The organism is Streptomyces avicenniae, assembly GCF_000719135.1.
Lineage (GTDB): Bacteria > Actinomycetota > Actinomycetes > Streptomycetales > Streptomycetaceae > Streptomyces > Streptomyces avicenniae.
Genome location: NZ_JOEK01000001.1, coordinates 718,998 through 738,433 on the forward strand (window position 1 = coordinate 718,998; position 19,436 = coordinate 738,433).

Genomic DNA, 19,436 nt, shown 5'->3' on the forward strand with positions numbered 1-19,436 from the left:
CCCGCGCGGCGTGAGCGGGGCGAGGGGGCGGGGCGTCAGCGCGCGCCGGGCACCGGCGTCTCGACGTGCTCGCCCGTCACCTCGACGCCGCCCTCGCCGTCCTGCCCGGAGATGATCGCGGCGACGATGTCGGCGTCGTTGTTCTGGAGGGCGTCGCGGATCTCCAGGAACATCTTGGCGTACTCCAGGATGTTGGCCGCCGACCGCTCCAGGTTGGAGTTGAACTCCTCGTACGTGTCGCGCAGCACGGGGCTGGCCTGGTCGAGCTGGAGGCCGTTGCCCAGCAGGGAGTTGACCTGCGTCTGGAGGGTGGTGAGCTCGGCGGCGAGCTGCGTGAGGCGGGTGTTCATCCGCCCGGCGCCCTCCTCGATGCCTGCGTAGTCAGCGGACAGATCGGCCATCGGTGCCTCCTGGTCGGGCGGTGGTCGTCGGGGTGACGGCGGCGGTGGTCACTCGCCGTTGCTCTGGATCTTCTGGGCGATGTCGTGGTCCATGCCCTCCATGCCCTCCTTGATCGCCCTGAACTGCTCGGCGAAGCCCTCGATGCCGCCCGCGGCCTCGTCCAACTTGGCCGTGAAGTCGGCGTACTTGTCGATCATCACCGGGCTGGACTCGGGGAAGATCAGGCTGTTGAGGAGGATGTCGTCGGCGTCGGCCTTCGCCTCCTGGATACGGGGCCTGATGATCGTCTCCAGGCTGGTCTTCATCGTCGTGACGGCGGCCTCGATGTCCGCGTAGGTCAGGCTGACGTTGGGCATGGGATTCCTTCCGCTGCGGTACCGCCGGGGCGGTTCACTTCTTCTCGTCCCACTCCGCGCCCGGTCCCGGGCGGGTGTACTCGGTGACCTCGTCGTCCGAGGTGATGGTCATCGTGCCGGAGCCGTCCTGCTCGATGACGACGCGCTCGACCGTCGTGCTGCCGTCGGGCGCCGTGGTGGTGACCGTCCAGTCGCGCACGTCGTAGGGATCCGCGTCGCCCGGCGGATCGACCATCTCCGGCGGGCCGCTGTACTCGCGGACCGTCGTGAACGTCTGGCCCTCCGGCGTCGTGATGGTCGAGGTCTCCTTCAGCACCTCGTTGTTCTCGTCGAGCGTCAGCTCCACATCGACGCTGCCCCCGCCGTCCTCGTAGTGCAGCGACGTGGGCGGGTCGTCGGACGGCTTCGGCGGCGCGGGGCCGGGCTCCGGCGGCGCCTCCTCGTCGGCGAACCACGTCTCGCACCAGCCGGGCGCGTCCGCCGCGCTGCACACCTCGCCGATCTGCGCGTCCGGGTTGGCGTCGAAGTAGTCGGCGGCGCCGATCTCGTCCAGGTACGCGTCCCAGGCCGCCGAGTCCTCCACCCACCGGTCGTACGCGGCGCGTTGCTCCCGCCACTCGTTCAGCCCGATCGAGCCGCCCATCACGCCGGACCCCGCGGCGATCTGCGCGTCGCTCTGGAAGAAGAGGTTCGCCACGCCCTCGAACGTGTCGCCGAGCGACTCCAGACCGTCCTTCGCCTGGTCGGTGCGGCGCTTGGAGACCCGGTAGAAGTAGTCGAAGCGGGCGGCCAGCGTCGAGTTGCCGAGGATCGCCCGGTTGTCGGCCTGCCCGGCGGCGCCCATCTCGGCGAACAGGCCGGTCGCGCCGCCGGTGCCCGCGCGCTCCGCCAGGTCGTGCAGCCGTTGCTGCACGGCGTACAACTGCGAGTAGTCCATGGAAAGGTCGGGCACGCGCGCCTCCGGCTCCGGTCGCTCCTGACGATGCCGTCACCCGGACCACGCACGGGGGCGCGCGGAGGTTCACCTGAACCTCCGCGCGCCCCCGTGCGTGGTGTGTACGGCAGCCGCCACCGCGGCAGCGTCGAGCGAAGGGAGTACCACCGTGCCCCGACCGCCGGACTGGAGCGCCCTCGGGATGGACGCGGACCCCACCCCGGGGGACCCCGAACAACTCGACCGGATGCTCGACGACCAGTGGCTCCTGGTCGAGCTGGCCCGCGAGATCGACGAGGGCCTGACCGCCCTCCAGCGCACCACGGACGGCGTGTTCATCGGCGAGACCGCCGACGCGCTGCGCGACATGATCGACAAGCGGCTGCGCAACTACATCGGCACCTTCCGCGACGCCCACGAGAAGGCCCACACGGCGCTGCGCGCGTACGCGTCCGTCATGGTCGAGCAGCAGCGCGTCGCCGACGGCGCGCTCAGCGCGGCCGAGGGCCTTGAGGAGGACGACCCGCAGCGCGAGACCCACCGCAGCACCGCCGAGACGGCGCGCGGTGAGCTGGCCTCCGCCGCCTCGACGGCGGGCGACGCCCTCTCCGACGCCGCCGGGTCCATCGCCTCGCCCATCGACCCCTGCGAGGAGTTCTGGAAGTTCCTCACCATCCTCGCGATCATCCTCATCGTGCCCGCGATCATCGTCGGCGGCCCGCTGGCGCTGCTGGCGCTCGGCCTGAACGTCGCGCTGCTCATCAAGACCGCCATCGACTTCGCGAACGGCGACGCGGGCGTCACCGAACTCGTCCTCGGCGTCCTCGGCGTGATCATGCCGACCACCAAGGGCCTGAACGTCGGCCGCCTCGGCTCCTCCCTGTGGGGCGGCGCGCGGAACGCCTTCAGCGGCATCAGGACGTTCGGCAGCGGCGGCATCTCCATCCTGGACGACCTCTTCAGGGCCGGGGGCAACTCCCGCTTCCTGCTGACCTTCGGCTACCAGTGGGTGCGCTCGGGCAACGGCCTGTTCCGCATGGCGCCCGTCGTCGTCAACCCGTCCATGCTGCGCAACGTCACGACGCTCGGGGCCGTCAACATCATCGGCGCGCGGACGTTCGTCCTGCTCCAGGGCGCGGTGGGCGCCGTGCGCGGCTTCGGGAACGCGATGCGCGGCTTCGGCGGCTTCGTCGTCATGAACCTGCGCGGCTGGGGGCCGTTGTCGCTGGTCCTGCCGGTCGCCGCGACCGAGATGGGCGCCGGGATCGGCACGGCGCTGCGCATCGGCCTGATCGACCGCGGCGTGTTCGGCCTGTACCGGTACGGCGCGAACGTCGGCGGGCGTGGGATCGGCGCCGCCGGGCAGACGTTCGGCGGTGTCGCGGACGCGATACGGCTCGGCTCCGGCATCGGCGACGGCGGCATCGGCGTGCCGCGCTTCACGGGCGCGGTCAACGCGCTGGTGCCCCCGCTGCCGCCGCCCGCCCTGGCGTCCCTGCCGCCCGCCTCCGTGACGGGCCTCGGCATGAGCACGCTGCCGCCGATCGGCGTACGCCTCGGCGAGCAGGGCCTGTCGGGGCTGCCCGACATCCCCACGTTCTCCTCCGGCGTGCTGCGGCCCGACCTGAGCACGCCGAACCTGGCCGCGCCCGTCGTGCCGGGCGGCGGGCTGTCGTCGCTGCCGCCGCCCGTGTCGTTCGGCGGCGGGGAGATCCTGACCGTGCCGCCGGGCGGCCGGGGCGCGTTCCAGCTCGCCGACCTGCCGCCGCTGAGCGTCGGCCTCGGCGCGCGGGGCGCGGACTGGACGGGCGTCGGCATCCCGCAGTTCGGCGCGGTCGTCTCCGTGCCGCCGGTGGGGGCAGGGGCGAACGGCTTCGAGGTGTCGCTCGGTTCGCTGCCGCCCATCGGCGTCAGCTTCGGCGAGCGCGGCCTCACCGGCGCCGTCCAGGGCGTCACCGCGCCGTCGCCCGGCGCGCTGCTGCCCGACCTGGCCGCGCTGCCCCCGGCGGGCGGGCGCCTCACACCGGGCACGGGCGTCATGCCGGGGGTCGTGCCGGGGGGCGCCACCGTGCCGGGCAACGTCAGCCTCGGGTCGCTGTTCCCGAACGGCCTCGACGTGCGCGTCGGCGACATGCCGTCCGTGCACGTGGACTTCGCGCGCACGGGCGGCGTCGCCCCCGGCACGGTCACGCCGAACGGCGGCCTCGGCGCCCCGCAGGGCAGCGCCCTCGACCTGCCGCAACTGGAGAGCCCCGCCGCCGTCCTGCCGCCGCCCGCCGTGACCACCGCCGCGCTGCCCGGCGACCTCGGCACGGTCACGCTCAGCCGTGAGGCGCTGACCATCGAGGTCGGCGGCATCCCGCCGCTGCGCGTCGGGCTCGCCGAGAACGGCGCGGGGGACGTGCTGTCGTCCGCGGCCGTGCCGTCGGCGGGCGCGCGGCATCCGGACGTGACGCTGACGGGCGGTCTCGACGCGCCCGCGCCCGTCGCCGTGCCGCCGCCGGGGGCCGCGCTCCAGGCGAACGGGCTCGGCCAGGCGCCGCCGCCCGCCGTCGCCGTGCCCCCGGCGCGCGTCGAGGTGGCGCCGGTGACGGGCGGTTCGGGCGCGGGCAGCGGCGGCGCGGCGGTGACGTCGCAGGGCGTCCAGCCCATCGACGTGGCGGCCCTGGCCGTCCCGCCGCAGACGGTCACCCCGGCCGCGGCGTCCCAGGCGTCGCGCGGTCTCGCCGTCCCGCCGGAGTCGGTGGCCCAGGCCGTGCCGCAGCCGAAGGTGCCGCACGTGCCGTCGTCCGCTTCGGTCAGCCCCGCGGACATCGGCGGGCCGCTGCCGAAGTGGCTGACGGACGGCCTCGGGGGTCTGCCGCCGGTGCCGCCGCAGGAGTTGACCGTCTTCATGGTGCGGCAGGTCGAGTACACCGGGACGCCGCCCGTGCCCACGGCGTCCACCGCCGCGAACACCCCGGCACCCGCCGTCGCGCCTCAACTGCCGCCTCGCACGGCCGAGTTCGGTATCCCGGCGGACGGCGCCCCGGCGCTGCGCGGCACGTTCGACGGCGGTTCAGGACAACTCGTCGAGGTGGACTTCGCCGCGCCGCCGGCGAACGGCGCGTTCACCGTCGAGCGCACCGGCGACCTGGTCAGGATCGACCAGGACCTCGGCGGCGGCGTCACCCGCAGCTTCACCTACCAGGCGGCCGTCAACGACCTGCATCTCGTCTTCACCCAGCGCTGGGTGACGCTGCCGGGCGACGCGTGGGGCGGCGCCCGCCTGCGCTTCGACGAGACGCTGCCCGAGGACGGCCCGCGCCTCGTGCGCGACGGCGCCGCCGTGCCGGACGCCGTCACCCCGGCGGGCGGCGGCTTCCACGTCGCCCTCGGCGACACCCGCGCCCTGACGGACGGCGCCGGGACGCTGACGCACACCGGCGTGCCCCTGCGCGGCATGGACGGAAGGCCGGGCGGCGACTGGGCGTTCACGCCTGTCGAGGGCGCAACTGGCGTCTCGCTGCGCGGCGTTGACGGCCAACCGGCCCCCGGCGTCCTCACGTTCGACGCGGGGACGCTCTCCGTCACGCGCGGCGACACCGTCTCGGCGTACCGGCCGACCGGCGAACTCCTCACGCAGACGCACCACATACGCACCGGCCCCCTGGGCGGGCACCACCTTGAGGTCCCCAACACCACCGCCGTGCCAGGCGCCGAGCCGCGCCTCCTGAACCCGGACCACACGCCGGGCGGCGTCCGCGTCGTGGCGCAGACGGACGGCTCGTTCCGCGTCGCGGTGGACGGCGCCCATGTCGTACTGGACGACGCGGGGCGGCAGTTGGGCGAGGTCGTGCCGCTGCGCACGCGTGGCGGCGACGAGGTGGGCGTCTTCCTGGGCCGCCCAGGGATGCCGGGGCCGGAACTCCGCGACGCGCTCGGCGCGCCAGCGGTGGCGCAGCGCGCGGGCGGCGAGATCGTCGTCGTACGCGGCGACACCACGCACGTCTACGGCGTGGACGGCGCGCTCCTGCGCGAGGCGCACCTCGTGCGCGGCGGCGCGTTCGACGGGCAGCGGCTCGTCGTGCCGAACGACGGCGCGGCCCCGCACCTCGCGGGCGCGGGCGGCGACCCGCTGGCCGTCCGCGTCGTGGCGCAGACGGACGGCTCGTTCCGCGTCGCGGTGGACGGCGCGCACGCCGTACTGGACGACGCAGGGCGGCAGTTGGGCGAGGTCGTGCCGCTGCGCACGCGCGCGGGCGCCGACACCGGCGTCTTCGCCGCGCGTCCGGGGATGCCAGGCCCGGAGTTCCGTGACGCGCTCGGCGCCCCAGCCGTGGCACAGCGCGCGGGCGCCGAGATCCACGTCGTACGCGGCGGCACCACGCACGTCTACGACGCCCAAGGCGCGCTGCTGCGGGAAGAGTTCACGTTCGGCGCGGGCCCGCTCACCGGCCACCGGCTCGTCGTCCCCGACGACCCCACCGCCGCCTTCGCCCTCGCCCCCGGCGGCGCACGGCTGCCTGACGGCCACGTCGTCCCGCAGACCGGCGGCGGCTTCCGCGTCGCGACCGGCACGACGCACGCCCTCGTGGACGACGCGGGCCGCTGGACGGCCACCGCCGTCCCGCTGCGCGAGGGCGCGCAGGGCCTCGACACGTACGCCGTGCGCCCCGTCGCCAACCCCGCCCACACCGACTTCCGCACCGGCACCGGCGCCCCCGCCGCCGCCGGATGGGGCACGGAGGGCACCCGCCTCACGTTCACGCAGGGCCCCGTCACCCGCGTCCACGCCCCGGACGGCGCCCTCGCCGAGACCCGGCTCGCCCTCACCGGCGGCCCCCTCGACGGCAGCCGCGTCGTCACCCCGTACGGCGGCGGCGCGCCGCACGTCACCAGCGGCACGGGCGCGCCGCGCACCGCGGACGTCACGCCGCAGGCGGGCGGCGGGTTCCGCGTGGACGGCCAGGGCTCCCACGTCGTCATCGACGCGGGCGGCGTGTACCGGCACGACGTCGTGCCGCTCACACGCGGCGGCGGCACGGACGGGTACGCGTTCGTCAGCCACTTCCGCCCCGACCCGCTGCCCCGCGCCGCCGACGGCACGCCGCTGCCCGGCGGTTCGCTCGCCAGGCTGGACGACAACCGGCTCGTCGTGCGCGCCCCCGGCAGCGTCACGGCCTACGACGCGGGCGGCGCCTTCCTCTTCGACGCGCCCCGCTTCCCCGGCCGCGGCCTCGACGGCGACGAGTTCCTGCGCACCCACACCCTCACCCAGGACGGCCGCACCCTCCGCGCCCACGACCTGCTGGACGCCGACCTGCGGCCCGTCCCCGACACCGTCGTCCGGCCACGGCCCGGCGCGGGCGACACCGGGCTCGCCGTCACGGGGCCCGAGGGCCGCGTCTGGCTCCACGGCCCGGACGGCGCCCTGACCGGCAGCATCGGCGCCGCCGACCCCGTCACCGGCGCGCGGCCCGCCGTCAGGAACGGTCAGCACCTCACGCTCGTCGAACTGTCGGACGGCCTCGGCGCCCGCTACCTCGACACCACCGCGCCGAACCAACTGCGCCTCCTCGACGGCAACCTCGACGTCGTCGCGTCGCACGGCCCGATCCGCGTGCGCGGCGACGGGCTGCCCGGCCACGAGATCGGCGGCCAGGGCCTGCGCGCGGGCGAGTACAGCCGCTACACGCCCGAGGGCCGCCTCGTGGAGCAGCGCATCGACGTCCTGTACAAGGGCGTCGCCCTGGACGGCCGCCACTTCGTCGTCCGCTACGGTCCCGACGGCAGCGGCACGTGGGAGGCGGCGGGCGGCGCGGGCATCCGCGGCTGGCACGAGTCGGGCACGGTCGATCTCAAGGGCGCTGGCCAGGGCCGCGTCTCGCTCGTCACGCACACCGGCGGCCAGGTCCTCGACCGCCGCCTCCTGCCCGACGGCCACACCGTGGACTACCACGCGCCGGGCAACGCCGGAGACGTCGTGAACCGCACCTTCGGCATGCCCAACGGGCTGCGCGAGAAGGACTTCTGGTCCGAGACCGACGCCCTCGGCGCCGCCGCCGGGCACGGTTACCGCCAGTGGAACGTCAGCGGGCGCGGCTGGTTCGACGTGCGCGACCACACGTTCCTCGGCGACGCGGCCCGCAACATCCGCGAGGGCACGCCGCTGCGCTGGAGCAACGAGGTGCGCCACGTCCGCGAGAACCCGGACGGCGGCTACGTCGTCGGCACGGTGGACAGCCGCGCGTCCGTCTGGCACCGCTACGACGGCGACTTCCGGCACGTCGCGGACGGCACGCGCACCTGGGGCCCCGGCAGCAGCTGGACCGACACCATGCCCGACCCGCGCACCGGCCAGACGCAGACCGTGCACCGCAAGTTCCCCCCGTTCACGCTGTCCGACCTTGACAACCTGCGGCACTACCGCGCGCACGGCCTCGCGCCCGACGGCACGTGGACCGACGCGTGGACCGGCATCGCGCCCACCGGCAAGGAGGTCGGCAGCTCCCGCGCCCTGCCGGACGGCGACACGCTCACGGTCGAGCGCGTCGCGGAACAGCGTCCGCCCAGCTTCATGCGCTCCGCGCTCAGCGCCGAGTACCGGCACACCGACCTCGGCCAAGGCGGCGGTCTGCGGGGGCTGTTCGGCGGACGGCAGGGCGACGGCGCGCTCGGCGGCCTGGCGGACGTCGCCAGGCCGTCCTGGGTGCGGCACAACGACATGCAGCTCTTCGAGTGGCACCGGGGCAACGGCACGTCCGGCATCCGCGTCGTCAGTCAACACACCATGGCCACCACCGACTTCGCCACCAACGGCGCCATGGTCGGCGCGACCCGCAAGCTCCACGGCGGCCAGGACCTCGCCGTCGGCAACACCGTCGCCCTCCCGCCGGGCACGCGCGACCTCGGGCCGCGCCACCTGCCGTTCAGCGAGGGCACCGACGGGCTGAAGGGCCACCGCACCTTCAGGCCACGCGAGTTCGACGACCTGCCGCCCGGCACCGGCTACACGCAGGACCGCGTCGTCTGGCAGGACCGCTACACCACCGACCTCGCCGACGGCGACTGGTACACGCCGCAGCCGGGCAAGCCCTGGCACACCACACGCGTCGGCCTCGACGACGGCTCCGTCCTGGAGTTCCGCCAGCCGCCCGGCGCCCGCCCCGGCCCGCTCCCGGACGGCGGGCTCGACTTCCGCCGCGTCCCGCACGCGGGCGACGGCGCCGACTGGACCCTCTTCGACTACCACGGCAAGGTCCTCGCCCGCATGGACACCTGGCCGGACGGCACCCGCGTCCTCGGCCGCGGCAACGAGTGGTCCGTGCCCGGCACCGACCTGCGCGGCACACGGCTGACCGCCGAGCGCAACGAACTCCACCACCGCGGCTGGGACCGCCACTCCTACCAGGACATCGGCCCCGGCGGCATCCCCGTCCGCGACTCCCGGCTCCTCGGCGACGGCACGACCGTCACCGCCTGGCGCACCGAACTGCCGGACGGCGGCGGCGTGCGCTGGAACTGGAACAAGATGGAACGCGACGGCGAGATACGGGAGTTCGGCCAGCAGGCCGACCGCGTACGCCGCTGGTACGACCCCTCCACCGGCGCCCTGCAGAACGACTGGCGCGCCGGGGCCCGCTTCGCCGACGAGCTGGACAACACAGGGCCGCAGCCCGTCCGCGTCCAGGAGATCCCGGCGCGCCCGCAGAGCGGCCCCGTGCGCGACCTGCTGAGCGAGAACCCGTGGCGCGTGCGCGAGTACGCCGCGACGCCCGGCGACATCCAGGTGCGCGCCGACCTCTACAGGACCTGGGCCGAGTACGACGCGGGCGTCAAGGTGCGCGGCATGGACCGCCTGCCCGACGGCACGTACCTCGAACGCGAGACATGGCAGCAGCAGTGGCGGCGCTACGCGTACGGCGACGGCGACGGCGCGCCCACCGTCATCGCCGAACGCAGCATCCCCGGCTTCGTCTGGGAGCGCGGCACCTTCGGCCAACTCACGCTCACCGGCCGGGAGAACACGTTCCTCGGCTTCCGGCCCGACTTCCATCTCACCGGCCGCGAGACGCACTTCAGCAGCATCAGCAACGACCTGCGCGGCTACACGCGGGAGTTGCGCGAACCGCTGCGCTGGAGCTGGGGCCCCGCGGTCGGCGGCGAGTCCACCTACACGCCGTTCGTCGGGAACGCGCTCGGCCAGGTCGCGGTCGAGGGCCTCCAGGAGTTCACGCTCGACTTCCTCCTCAGCATGGCCGTCTACGGCATCGTCGCCGCCGCCACCGGCACGCCGTTCACGCCCACAGACGTCGCGCAGGCGGCGGTCGGCGCGGCGATCTCCAGCGGCGTGAAGAGCGTCTCCTCGTTCGGCCACGCGTGGGCAGCGCACCGCACCGCGTTCCGCGTCGGCCTCAGCAACACCGACATGGGCTACGCCTACAACTTCCGCCAGAACGACGACTCCTGGGCCTCCGAGTGGGCGGGCAACGAGAAGGTCCTGCGCTGGCGCGGCGGCACGTACGACTTCTTCAAGGACGGCGTGGTCGGCGCGCTCGGCGGCTTCGCCGGGCAGGCCACGGCCGCCGCCGCCTTCGGCGTCAAGGACTCCGAGGGCAACCGGCACGACGTCACCGGCGGGCAGGCCGCCCTCTACGGCCTCGCGGGCGCGGTGGGCGGCGCCCTCGGCAACGCGAGCATCGGCGCGCTGCGCGGCATGCTCCAGAACACGGCGGCCGGGCGCTTCTACCACCGGCAGGGCATGATCGACTTCCTCCTGATGCCGAGCATCGGCAAGCTGATCGACAAGTCCGCCGCCGCCTTCTGGATCGGGCCCATGGTCCGCGACTGGCTGAACATCACCCCGCCCGCGCCCACCCCGCCGCCCCCGCCCCCGCCGTCAGAAGGGACGCGCCCATGACCGAGGAACCCCTCCGCGTCGCCCCCAGGACCCGAGGCGCCCACCGGACGATCACGGACGCCCTCGCCGCGGCCCCGGCGGGCGCCGTCGTCACCGTCGCGCCCGGCACGTACGCCGAGACGTTCCGGCTGACGCGCCGCGTCACCCTGCGGCCGGAGCACGGCAACGGCTCCGTCGTCGTCACCGTCCCCGCCGCCACCGGCGCGCTCACCGTCGCCGCGCCCGGCTGCGTCATCGCGGGCCTCGTCATCCGCGGCGCCGACCCGGCCGAGGCCGTCCTGCGCGTCGAGGACGCCGCCGGGCTCACCCTCCTCGACTGCGTCCTCGGCCAGGGCCGCGCCGAAGTCCTCGGCTCCCGCGGCCACCACCCCGGCCCGCCACGCCCCGTCACCGCCCTCCCGCCCGACAACGACCTGTCGGCCGAGGTCACCGACCCGACAGGCGGCGGCGTCCTGCGCATCCGCCGCTCCCGGCTCCACGCCGCCCGCCACACCGCGCTGCACCTGACCGGCGACTCCCTCGCCCGCCTCGACGACACCGTCATCGAGGACGTCGAGGGCATCGGCGTCGCCGTCTCGGGCTCCGCCGTCCTGCGCGCCGACCGGCTGCGCGTGCACGGCGGTTCAGGCTCCGCGCTGCGCGCCCGCGACACGTCCCGCGTCCTGCTGCGTGCCGCGGGCATCTTCGGCCCCGGGCGCAACGGCGTCCTGGCGCAGGACGCGGCCGAGGTGCTGCTCACCGACTGCCGCGTGGAGCACGCCGAACGCTCCGGCGTCCGCCTCGATCACACGGCCCGCGCCCACATCGACGAGAGCACGCTCACCGACTCGCGGCTGTGCGGCGTCGAGGTGCGCGACGAGGCCCGCGTCACGCTGCGGGGCACCCGCGTGACGGGCGGCGAGACGGGCGCACGGCTGCGGTCCACCGAGGAATCCACCCTGCTGCACTGCGACTTCAGCAAGCAGACGGGGAACGGCGTCGAGCTGTCGGACGGCGCCGACCCGCGCGTGCGCGGCGTGCGGATCGTCGGGCCAGGCAAGCACGGCGTCGTCGTCGGCGAGGGCGCGCGCGGCACGTTCGACCACTGCGACGTCGTCGCCAGCGCCTTCCCCGCGCTGCACGTCGGCCGCGACGCCGCGCCGCGCTTCCGCGGCTGCCGCGTCTTCGACTCGTCCCGCGACCTCGTGGTCGCCGAGGGCGGGCGGCCGGTCGTCGAGGACTGCGTCGCCGTCAACGTCGCCACGCCCCGCCTCACCGGCAGCGCGCCCCAGCCGCCGCGCGGCCCGGCGGCGCCGGGGCGTACGGCCTCCGCCGACCGGTCGCGCGGCCCGGCGGCCCCCGCCCCGGCCGTCGTCCCGTCGCGCGACGACCCCGCGCCCGAGCCCGAGCCGCTGCCCGACCTGCTGGCCGAGCTGGACCAGCTCGTCGGCCTCGACGGGGTCAAGCGGGACGTCGGCGGCATGGTCAAGCTCATGCAGACCGTCCGCATGCGGCAGGAGGCCGGGCTCCCCGCCCCGCCGCTCAGCCGCCACCTCGTCTTCGCGGGCAACCCCGGCACGGGCAAGACGACGGTCGCCCGCCTGTACGGGCGGCTGCTGCGCGCCCTCGGGCTGCTCTCCGGCGGCCACCTCGTGGAGGTGGACCGCAGCGCGCTCGTCGGCGAGTACATCGGCCACACCGGGCCGAAGACCACCGAGGCGTTCGGACGGGCCCTCGGCGGCGTGCTGTTCATCGACGAGGCGTACGCGCTGACGCCGCCGGGCGTCGCCCAGGACTTCGGCGGCGAGGCCATCGCGACGCTCGTGAAGCTGATGGAGGACCACCGCGACGAGGTCGTCGTCATCGCGGCCGGGTACCCGGGCGAGATGGACCGGTTCGTCGGCTCCAACCCCGGCCTCGCGTCCCGCTTCACCCGCAGCCTGCGCTTCGCGGACTACACGGACGACGAACTCGTCCGTATCGTCGAACACCACGCGCGGCGCCACCGGTACGAGCTGAGCGACGCGGCCCGCAAGGCGCTCGGCACGCACCTCGCGGCCGTCCCGCGCGGCGAGCGGTTCGGCAACGGCCGCACGGCGCGCCAGCTCTTCCAGCAGATGACGGAGCGCCAGGCGCTGCGCATCGCCGAACTGACCGAACCGGCGGCCAGGGAGCTGATGGTCCTCGACGAGACGGACCTTCCCCTGCCCGCCGCGTGAAACGGCGCATGTCATGACGAGGAGTGACCGATGGTGAGGAAACGCTCGACGGACCCGAGGCGTTCCCCGGAGTCCGCGCGTTTCAAGGACGCCTTCGCGCGGCGGCCCGCCGTGGCACGGCGCGGGGTGCTGCCCGGGCGGCGGGTGTTCACGTCGCTGGTCTGGGGCGTGGGCGTCGTCGCCCTGCTCGCGCTGACGACCGGGGTCAGCGCGCGGGTGCTCGGGGTCGGCGACGCCGAGGAGGTACGGGCGGCCGTGACCGAGCCGCCGGTCGTCGCCCCGCCCCGGGCGCCCGAGCCCGAGCCGGAACCGGAGCCGACCGAGGAGCCGGAGCCCGAGGAGCCGGAGGAGGAGCCGGAGCCCGAGCCGCCCGCGCCGCCGCCCGTCGTCGCGCCGCCCCCGGCCGCCGAGGAGCCCGAGCCCGAGGAGGAGCCCGAGGAGGAACCGGAGCCGGAGGAGGAGCCCGAGGAGGAATCCGCCCCGCGCGCCGACGACTCGGGCGACATCCCCGGCATCGAGGACGGCGCCACGTACCGCCTGCGGGCCGCCACGACGCAGTGCCTCGACATCAACGGCTTCGGCACGTCGCCCGGCACCAACGTGCAGACCTGGTACTGCCACGAGGAGGCGTCCGAGCAGTTCACCCTCCAGTCGCGCGGCCAGGGCGTCTACACGCTGCACGGGCTCGGCCAGTGCGTCGATCTGGCGAACAGCTCGCTGGACGAGGGCGCCGACATCCGCATGTGGCCCTGCAACGACTCGGCCGCGCAGATGTGGCGCGTCAGCGAAGTCGCGGCAGGCTACTACCAGTTGCAGCAGATGCGCAGCGGGATGTGCATGGACATCGCGAACGGCCGTGCCGACCTCGGCACCGACGTACGCCAGTGGCGCTGCAACGGCCTGGCCGCCCAGATGTGGGCCTTCGAACGCCGCTGAGACATTAGCGCGGGCGAACTCGGCCCGAGGGGAAATGCGCCATGGGGCGCCGGAGCACACCACGTGCACCGGCGCCCCTGCCTCCCCGGCACCACCGCCTGCGCCACGAAGCCATCACCCCCGCATCACCTGCGGCAGCCACCCTCCCCCTCAACTCTTGGTCCCGGCCCCCCCGCCACACGATCCTCACCACCCTGCCCGACGGCGCAACAAAAACCTGATACCCACCACCGCTCCCGCCCGCGAGGTCAGGTCCCCCTCAATCCGGCAAGGTCGGGATGCCCGACGCATTCGGGTTTTGCGACCTGCGGCACACCGGACATACCCTTTCCACGCGGAGCGGAGCCACGCTGAAGGACACGATGGTCCGGCCGGGCCTCGTCGCCCGCGGCCTGAACAACGCCGAGACAGCCGACACACCGGGGCCTCTCACCCCCTGACGGCCACAACTCATGTGAGCCGCATCATGGGCCAACTCCCGGCCCGCGACAGGACCCAACTCGTGGTCGCCGTCTACGAATCGGGCCTGACCCACCCGACCCCGACCCCCGCACGCGCCGCGTTCCCCGTCACCCTTGCAGGGGTCCCTCGATGGCCAGGTCGCCCAAGGTGAGCAACCAGGTGTCGTACAGGTAGTCGCTGAACGTCTCCAGCACCTGCCCGTCGTCCAAGACGAGGGCGATGTCGATGTCATGAGCGGCCGACTGCGGTCGGCAGTCCATGACACGCGCCCCGACGAGTGACCCGATCACTCCCGCCGTCCGGTCGGAGACCTCGGCGTCGCGGGACGTGACGATATGCGAGCCGCGCACGAGACGCCAGGCGCCCGATACCCGCAGACGCCACCCCGGACCGCTCAGATAGAGGATCTCCGACTCCTGCCGTGCGCTGTCCACCACGAGTGGCAGCCGACCGGTGATCTCCTCGATGATGCTCGTCACGACAGCTCCACATGGGTGCGCTCACGGATGTACTGGCGGGCCGCCGCGCCCCGGGTGCCCCGGGGCGCCTGGGGCTGCCGCCCGGTGAACGGGCTTACCGGCTGGCCGTTGGCGCTCTCGAAACTGGCGCGCAGGGTCGCACCGCCCGAAGGCTCCATGATACGGACGGTCTCGCCGCTCGGCAGCGTATAACCCTGTCCCGCGGAACGCGTCGGGAACGTACTGAACCCCGGCTCCCCGGAGTTGACCGCGTCCTGCAACCCCTGCTCCAACCGCGCCCTGTCCGTCGGGACGACCGTGCCGTGCTGGTCCGCCACGAAATCGGGCCGAGCGGGGTGAGCCGAAAGTCCCAGCGGGTCTGCCCAGATCCTCGGATCGGGCACATAGCCGTAGTGGTTCGGTCCCGGAAGCAGGCCGAGGGGATCGGGCGACGTGTAGCGCCCGGTGCCGGGGTCGTAATGCCGGTGCACGTTGTAGTGCCAGCCGGTCTCGGGATCGGAGTACTGCCCCGGGAAACGCAGTGGTGTGTCAACCAGGGTGTCGCCCTGGGAATTCATCTGCGCACCCCAGAGCGAGGTGTGCCCACGCCACGCGATTTCTCCGCGCTCGTCGACAAGTTCCGTGGGAGTGCCGACCAGATCGGTGACGATGCCGAAGAAGCGGGTGTCGATCTCCCGTTGTGTGTATCCGTCCACCTGGGTCAGAGGATGCAGCCCGTCGTAATCCCAACTGATGGCGAACGTGTCTGTCCCGGCGGCGCCGTCCGCCGCGGTGCTCTGCTCGACGAGTGTGTAGTCGGACCAGGTGAAGGTGGTCTCCTCAACGAGATCAGTGCCCCTTAACCGGAGCTTGGCCATGCGGCGGCCGATCGGGTCGTACTGATATCGCCACCGGTCCCCGTGCGGAGTGACCGTTTCGACCAGGCGGTCCTCGGCGTCCCAACGGTAGTGCCAGATGTCCGGCTTCTTCGAAAGCCGTGTCGTCCGGCGCGTGACGACGCGCCCGGCCGCGTCGTACGCGTACCGGGTGCGTCCGGCCGAGGTGAGCCTGGTTCCGCTGTACTGGCGGCTGCCGTGGTGGGAGGAGTTTCCCGGCCAGATAGCGGTGGTCTGATTGCCGAGAAGGTCATAGGCGTACTCTTCCTGGATCATCCCGGCCGGGCCACGCGCGGTCAGCGGACGTCCGATCACATCGAGATCCCAGTGGGTGGCGCCGCCGGGCGAGTGCTCCAGCACGGTGAGGGCATGGTCGGCACGGTAGGAGTAGGCGCGAGCGCCGAGCTCCTGGCCGAGTCCACGCAGCGACTGCCGCGCCAGCCGACCGCGGACGTCCCACCTCTGGCTCAGCTGGAAGACATCCGCGAAGCGGCGTTCCGTCTCACGCCCCAGGGCGTCACGCTCGAATTCAAGAGAGCGCCCCGCGGAGATCATCTGAGCGGTCTGCCCGTCGTCGTCGTAGATCCAGCGACTTGTGCGTCCTGCCGGAGTGGTTCGTGCCAGCGGCTGACCGACGTCGTTGTAGGTGAACGCCAGCACTCGGCCATTGACCGTTTGCGTCAGCGGACGGCCAAGTGGGTCTCGTTGGATCTCCAGTCTGGCGTCCGGGCTGACCGCTTGGAGCAACTGGCCGAGCAGGTCGTAATGGAAGGTGGTGACGCCCTCCTGGCTTTGCTTGGCGACGACATGTCCGAGCGAGTCGCGCACGTACGCGACGCTCTGGCCCAGAGCGTTGACCCGCTCGATGAGCCGCCCCGCGGCGTCGAAGCGATAGGCGATCTCACGGTCGTCGAAATCCGACTCGCGGATGAGGTGGCCCGCCGGGTCCCACGCATAGTCCCAACGGCGCTCGTCCGGGGCGACCACGGCGACGAGCCGCAGCTCGGTGTCCCGGACGAACGTGTGGCGGGCCCCATCCGCGGTGACCTGTTCGGTGAGCTGATCGAAGACGCCATAGGTGTAACGAGTGGTCGCCCCGTTCTCGTCCCGGTGGCTCAGGCAGTTGCCCTCGGCATCCCACTCCCAGCCGCGCGTCGTGCCGCTCGGGCTGATCTCGGCGAGAGGGCGGCCTTCCACCGTGTACGTGAAGCGCGTTGTCGCCCCCAACGGATCGACGAGCTCGGTGATGCGGCCGAAGCCGTCCCGGACCACTTCTGTTCGCTGCCCCGCGGGGCCCGTCATCGACATGGGAAGCCCAGCGGCGTTGCACACGAACCGTTTCGACCGCCCCAGCGCGTCCGTCATGCTGATCACGGCGCCATGGCTGTTGACGCCGAACCGTGTGACGTTGCCCGCCGGATCGACAAGCGTCTCTCGATTACCCCTGGCGTCATACGTCTGGCGCCACAGTCCGCCGTCTGCCTGGCGCAGTGTCACCGTCCTGCCGTCGGCGTCGTACTCGGCCGCTTGCCGGGAGCCGTCAGGGGAGGTGATTTCGATCAGATCGCCGTGTTCGTCCCAGGTGTGGGTCGTGGTGTGGCCCAGCGGGTCGGTGGTGGTGAGAGGCCGGTCGTAACGGTCCCAGGTGCGCGTGATGGTGTGACCGAGGGGGTCGGTCCGGGCGATCATCTGGAAGCTGTCGTTGAACTGGTGGACGGCGTCCTGGCCCAGGGAGTCGGTGACGACCGTGCGGTGGTGCTCCGGGGCGTAGGCGTAGCGGTACTCCAGCGCCCGGTCGGTGCCGGTGGTGAAGACGCAGCGGCCGTGTTCGTCGTAGTCGTAGGTGTACCAGTAGCCGTTGCGGTCCTCCCAGCGGGTCATCCGGGCGTGGTCGTCGTAGCAGAATGTCAGTGGACGGCCGGAGGAGTTGGTGACCTCGGACAGCAGCCCGGCCGTGTCGTAGCCGTAGGTCAGGAGGGTGGGCCGGCCGGGGGCGTTGAGCAGGCGCAGCTCCGTGACGCGGCCGCTCTCGGTGATGACGCCGATGTGGTAGCCGCCGGAGTGGTGGATGTCGGTGGGGGTGCCGTTGGCGTCGTAGGCGATGTGGATGTGGTTGTCGTTACTGTCGGTGATCGCGATGAGGGGGAGCTCGCTGCCGGGGCGGCCCGGTGTCACGGCGAAGTGGAGGGTGCGTCCGGTCTCCCGCTGCTGAACGCGCAGGGGCGCCCCGGGCCGACCGTCCCATACCAGGGTCCAGCGGGGGCCTTCGATGGGGAGGACGGGCTCGTCGGGCAGAGGGCGGGGATAGAGCAGGGTCATGCCGTCGGCGCTGAAGAGGCGTGCGCCGTACTCGTCCAGCACGAGGCGCTGGTCGAGGGTGGAGGCCCAGGACCGGCCGAAGGACTGGCCGTCGCGGTAGCTGGAGATGTGGTGGCGTTCGATGACGAGGGGGAGCACGCCAGGCAGCTCGATGTCGGTAGCCGACATCAGCAACTCCCCGGTGGCGACGTCCACGGGGTCGCCGCAGGCGTTGCGGCCGTTCATGGGGATGGCGTCGCCCCGGGTGCGGCGTCCGAGGCCCAACGCGCCCCGCCCCATGCCGCGCAGTCCGGTTCGCGCCAGGCCCCTGACTCCGGCGGCGAGTCCACCGAGGGTGGTGAGGCCCTTCATGCCGGGGATGCAGTCCAACGCTGCCATGGCGACGTCGAAGAGGGAGGCTTGGCCTCTGGCGTATTTGATGAGGGTGTCCGCGAGGACGATCAACGCGGCGGCCAGGACGACCCAGGCCAGCGGCCCGCCGATGATCAGGACGACGACGCCGAGGACGGCGACGACGAGTTTGGCGATGTCGACGATGGTGTCCCAGTTGTCCACGACCCAGTCGACGGCGTCTTGCCACCAACTGCGGTTCTGGATACCCGCGTCGGAGGCGGCCTCGATCTCGCGGGCGCAGATGCGGGCGGCCTCCTCGCGCATCTCCTCGGCCTGCTGTGCGAGTTCACGCGCGGCATTCAGATTGGCCTGTGCGGCATCCACCCGGCCCTGCGCCGCAGACGCAGCGGCCTCGGCCGCGTCGTGGTCCCGCATCGCCGCACGGATATCGGCCTCCGAGGGCGGTTCCGGGTCCTCGCCCTCCTCCTGAAGGCGCTCGGCTTCCTCCCCGGCCCGCCCGACCCAGTCCTCGGCGCTGCCCAACTCCGCCCACGCTGCCTGGAGATCCGCCTGCGCGCTGATGGCACGGTCCAGCGCCCGGTCGGCCTGCGCCTGGGCGCGTTCCAACTCCGGCCAGTAACGGGCCAACGCGTCCGCGGCCATGTCGTAGGAGTCCCGGAGCTTGGTCAGATTCTCGGGGACGCCGTCGAACTCGCTGCGGAACGCGTCCGCCGAGAGCCCGGACCAGTCCTGCATGGCGCGGTCCCCGGCCATGCCGCGGATCTTTCCCAGCGCCTCGCCCACATCGTCGGCGAACTCCTGCAGGTCCTCCGCAAGACTCCGGACCTCCTCCGGCTCCCCCGGCGTCGGATCGGAGTCCATGTCCACGGGTGACCAGTCACTCGGTCGTCCCACGATCCCCCCCCAAGGCCGCGACTCAAAAACGACCAAACCCTACCGAGGGGGAACACGTGCTGGCAACGGGGTCGCCAGCATGAGAGGCCCAGGCGACGACCCCGGACAGCAAACAAGCTCCAGGTCGCTGACCTGGAGCTTTGTCGTGGAGCGGGCGACGAGAATCGAACTCGCGCTCTGAGCTTGGGAATCACTGTGCGGAACGGGCCGGGCATGGGTTCTGACCTGTGTGAACGCTGCTCTGTTGGGGTCTGGTGCCCTCTGTTGTGGCCCGCTGTTGACCTTGGTTCCCTGTCCGTTCTGGCACGCGTCTGGCACGGCACAG

At 73.1% G+C, this 19,436-nt stretch carries 8 protein-coding genes; 3 read left to right on the plus strand and 5 right to left on the minus strand.

The features are described from left to right. Positions 1–35: 35 nt before the first annotated feature. From IF27_RS03355 to IF27_RS03365, 3 genes are read right to left on the minus strand one after another with little or no spacing between them, the layout of a single operon-like run. On the minus strand, positions 36–401 hold the full coding sequence (locus IF27_RS03355) for a hypothetical protein (protein WP_052847685.1): 366 nt from the start codon (positions 399–401) through the stop codon (positions 36–38). A 48-nt stretch (positions 402–449) separates the two neighbouring features. Next, the gene (locus IF27_RS03360; protein WP_052847686.1) at positions 450–758 is read right to left on the minus strand and encodes a hypothetical protein; all 309 of its coding nucleotides are present in this window, start codon (positions 756–758) and stop codon (positions 450–452) included. Positions 759–792: 34 nt separating this feature from the next. Continuing rightward, entirely contained in the window at positions 793–1,710 is a 918-nt protein-coding gene (locus IF27_RS03365) for a hypothetical protein (RefSeq protein WP_052847687.1), read from the minus strand. A gap of 151 nt (positions 1,711–1,861) precedes the next feature. Here IF27_RS03365 and IF27_RS03370 point away from each other — a divergent pair, with 151 nt between their 5' ends. Genes IF27_RS03370 through IF27_RS03380 form a run of 3 tightly spaced genes read left to right on the plus strand, consistent with a single transcriptional unit; the run spans position 1,862 to position 13,728 of the window. Then, positions 1,862–10,594 carry a hypothetical protein gene (locus IF27_RS03370; protein WP_190232776.1) on the plus strand — a complete coding sequence of 2,911 codons (8,733 nt, stop codon included), beginning with the start codon at positions 1,862–1,864 and terminating at the stop codon, positions 10,592–10,594. Then, positions 10,591–12,792, plus strand: coding sequence for a right-handed parallel beta-helix repeat-containing protein (locus tag IF27_RS03375; protein WP_052847689.1), 2,202 nt, complete (start codon positions 10,591–10,593; stop codon positions 12,790–12,792). The genes IF27_RS03370 and IF27_RS03375 overlap by 4 nt, the downstream gene beginning before the upstream one ends. Positions 12,793–12,822: 30 nt before the next feature. Further along, complete coding sequence (locus IF27_RS03380) at positions 12,823–13,728, plus strand: RICIN domain-containing protein (protein WP_052847690.1); 906 nt, start codon at positions 12,823–12,825, stop codon at positions 13,726–13,728. Positions 13,729–14,297: 569 nt separating this feature from the next. On the opposite strand, the gene IF27_RS03385 is transcribed toward IF27_RS03380, so the two are convergent. After that, entirely contained in the window at positions 14,298–14,669 is a 372-nt protein-coding gene (locus tag IF27_RS03385; RefSeq protein WP_052847691.1) for a hypothetical protein, read from the minus strand. Further along, entirely contained in the window at positions 14,666–19,078 is a 4,413-nt protein-coding gene (locus tag IF27_RS03390) for a DUF6531 domain-containing protein (RefSeq protein ID WP_223290910.1), read from the minus strand. Before IF27_RS03390 ends, IF27_RS03385 begins: the two co-directional genes overlap by 4 nt. Positions 19,079–19,436: the final 358 nt, after the last annotated feature.

Bases quoted from the DNA above. Each gene is read 5' to 3' on its own strand.
- IF27_RS03380 (WP_052847690.1), top strand. From the start codon at position 12,823: ATGGTGAGGAAACGCTCGACGGACCCGAGGCGTTCCCCGGAGTCCGCG.
- IF27_RS03375 (WP_052847689.1), top strand. From the start codon at position 10,591: ATGACCGAGGAACCCCTCCGCGTCGCCCCCAGGACCCGAGGCGCCCAC.
- IF27_RS03390 (WP_223290910.1), bottom strand. From the start codon at position 19,078: ATGGACTCCGATCCGACGCCGGGGGAGCCGGAGGAGGTCCGGAGTCTT.
- IF27_RS03355 (WP_052847685.1), bottom strand. From the start codon at position 401: ATGGCCGATCTGTCCGCTGACTACGCAGGCATCGAGGAGGGCGCCGGG.
- IF27_RS03360 (WP_052847686.1), bottom strand. From the start codon at position 758: ATGCCCAACGTCAGCCTGACCTACGCGGACATCGAGGCCGCCGTCACG.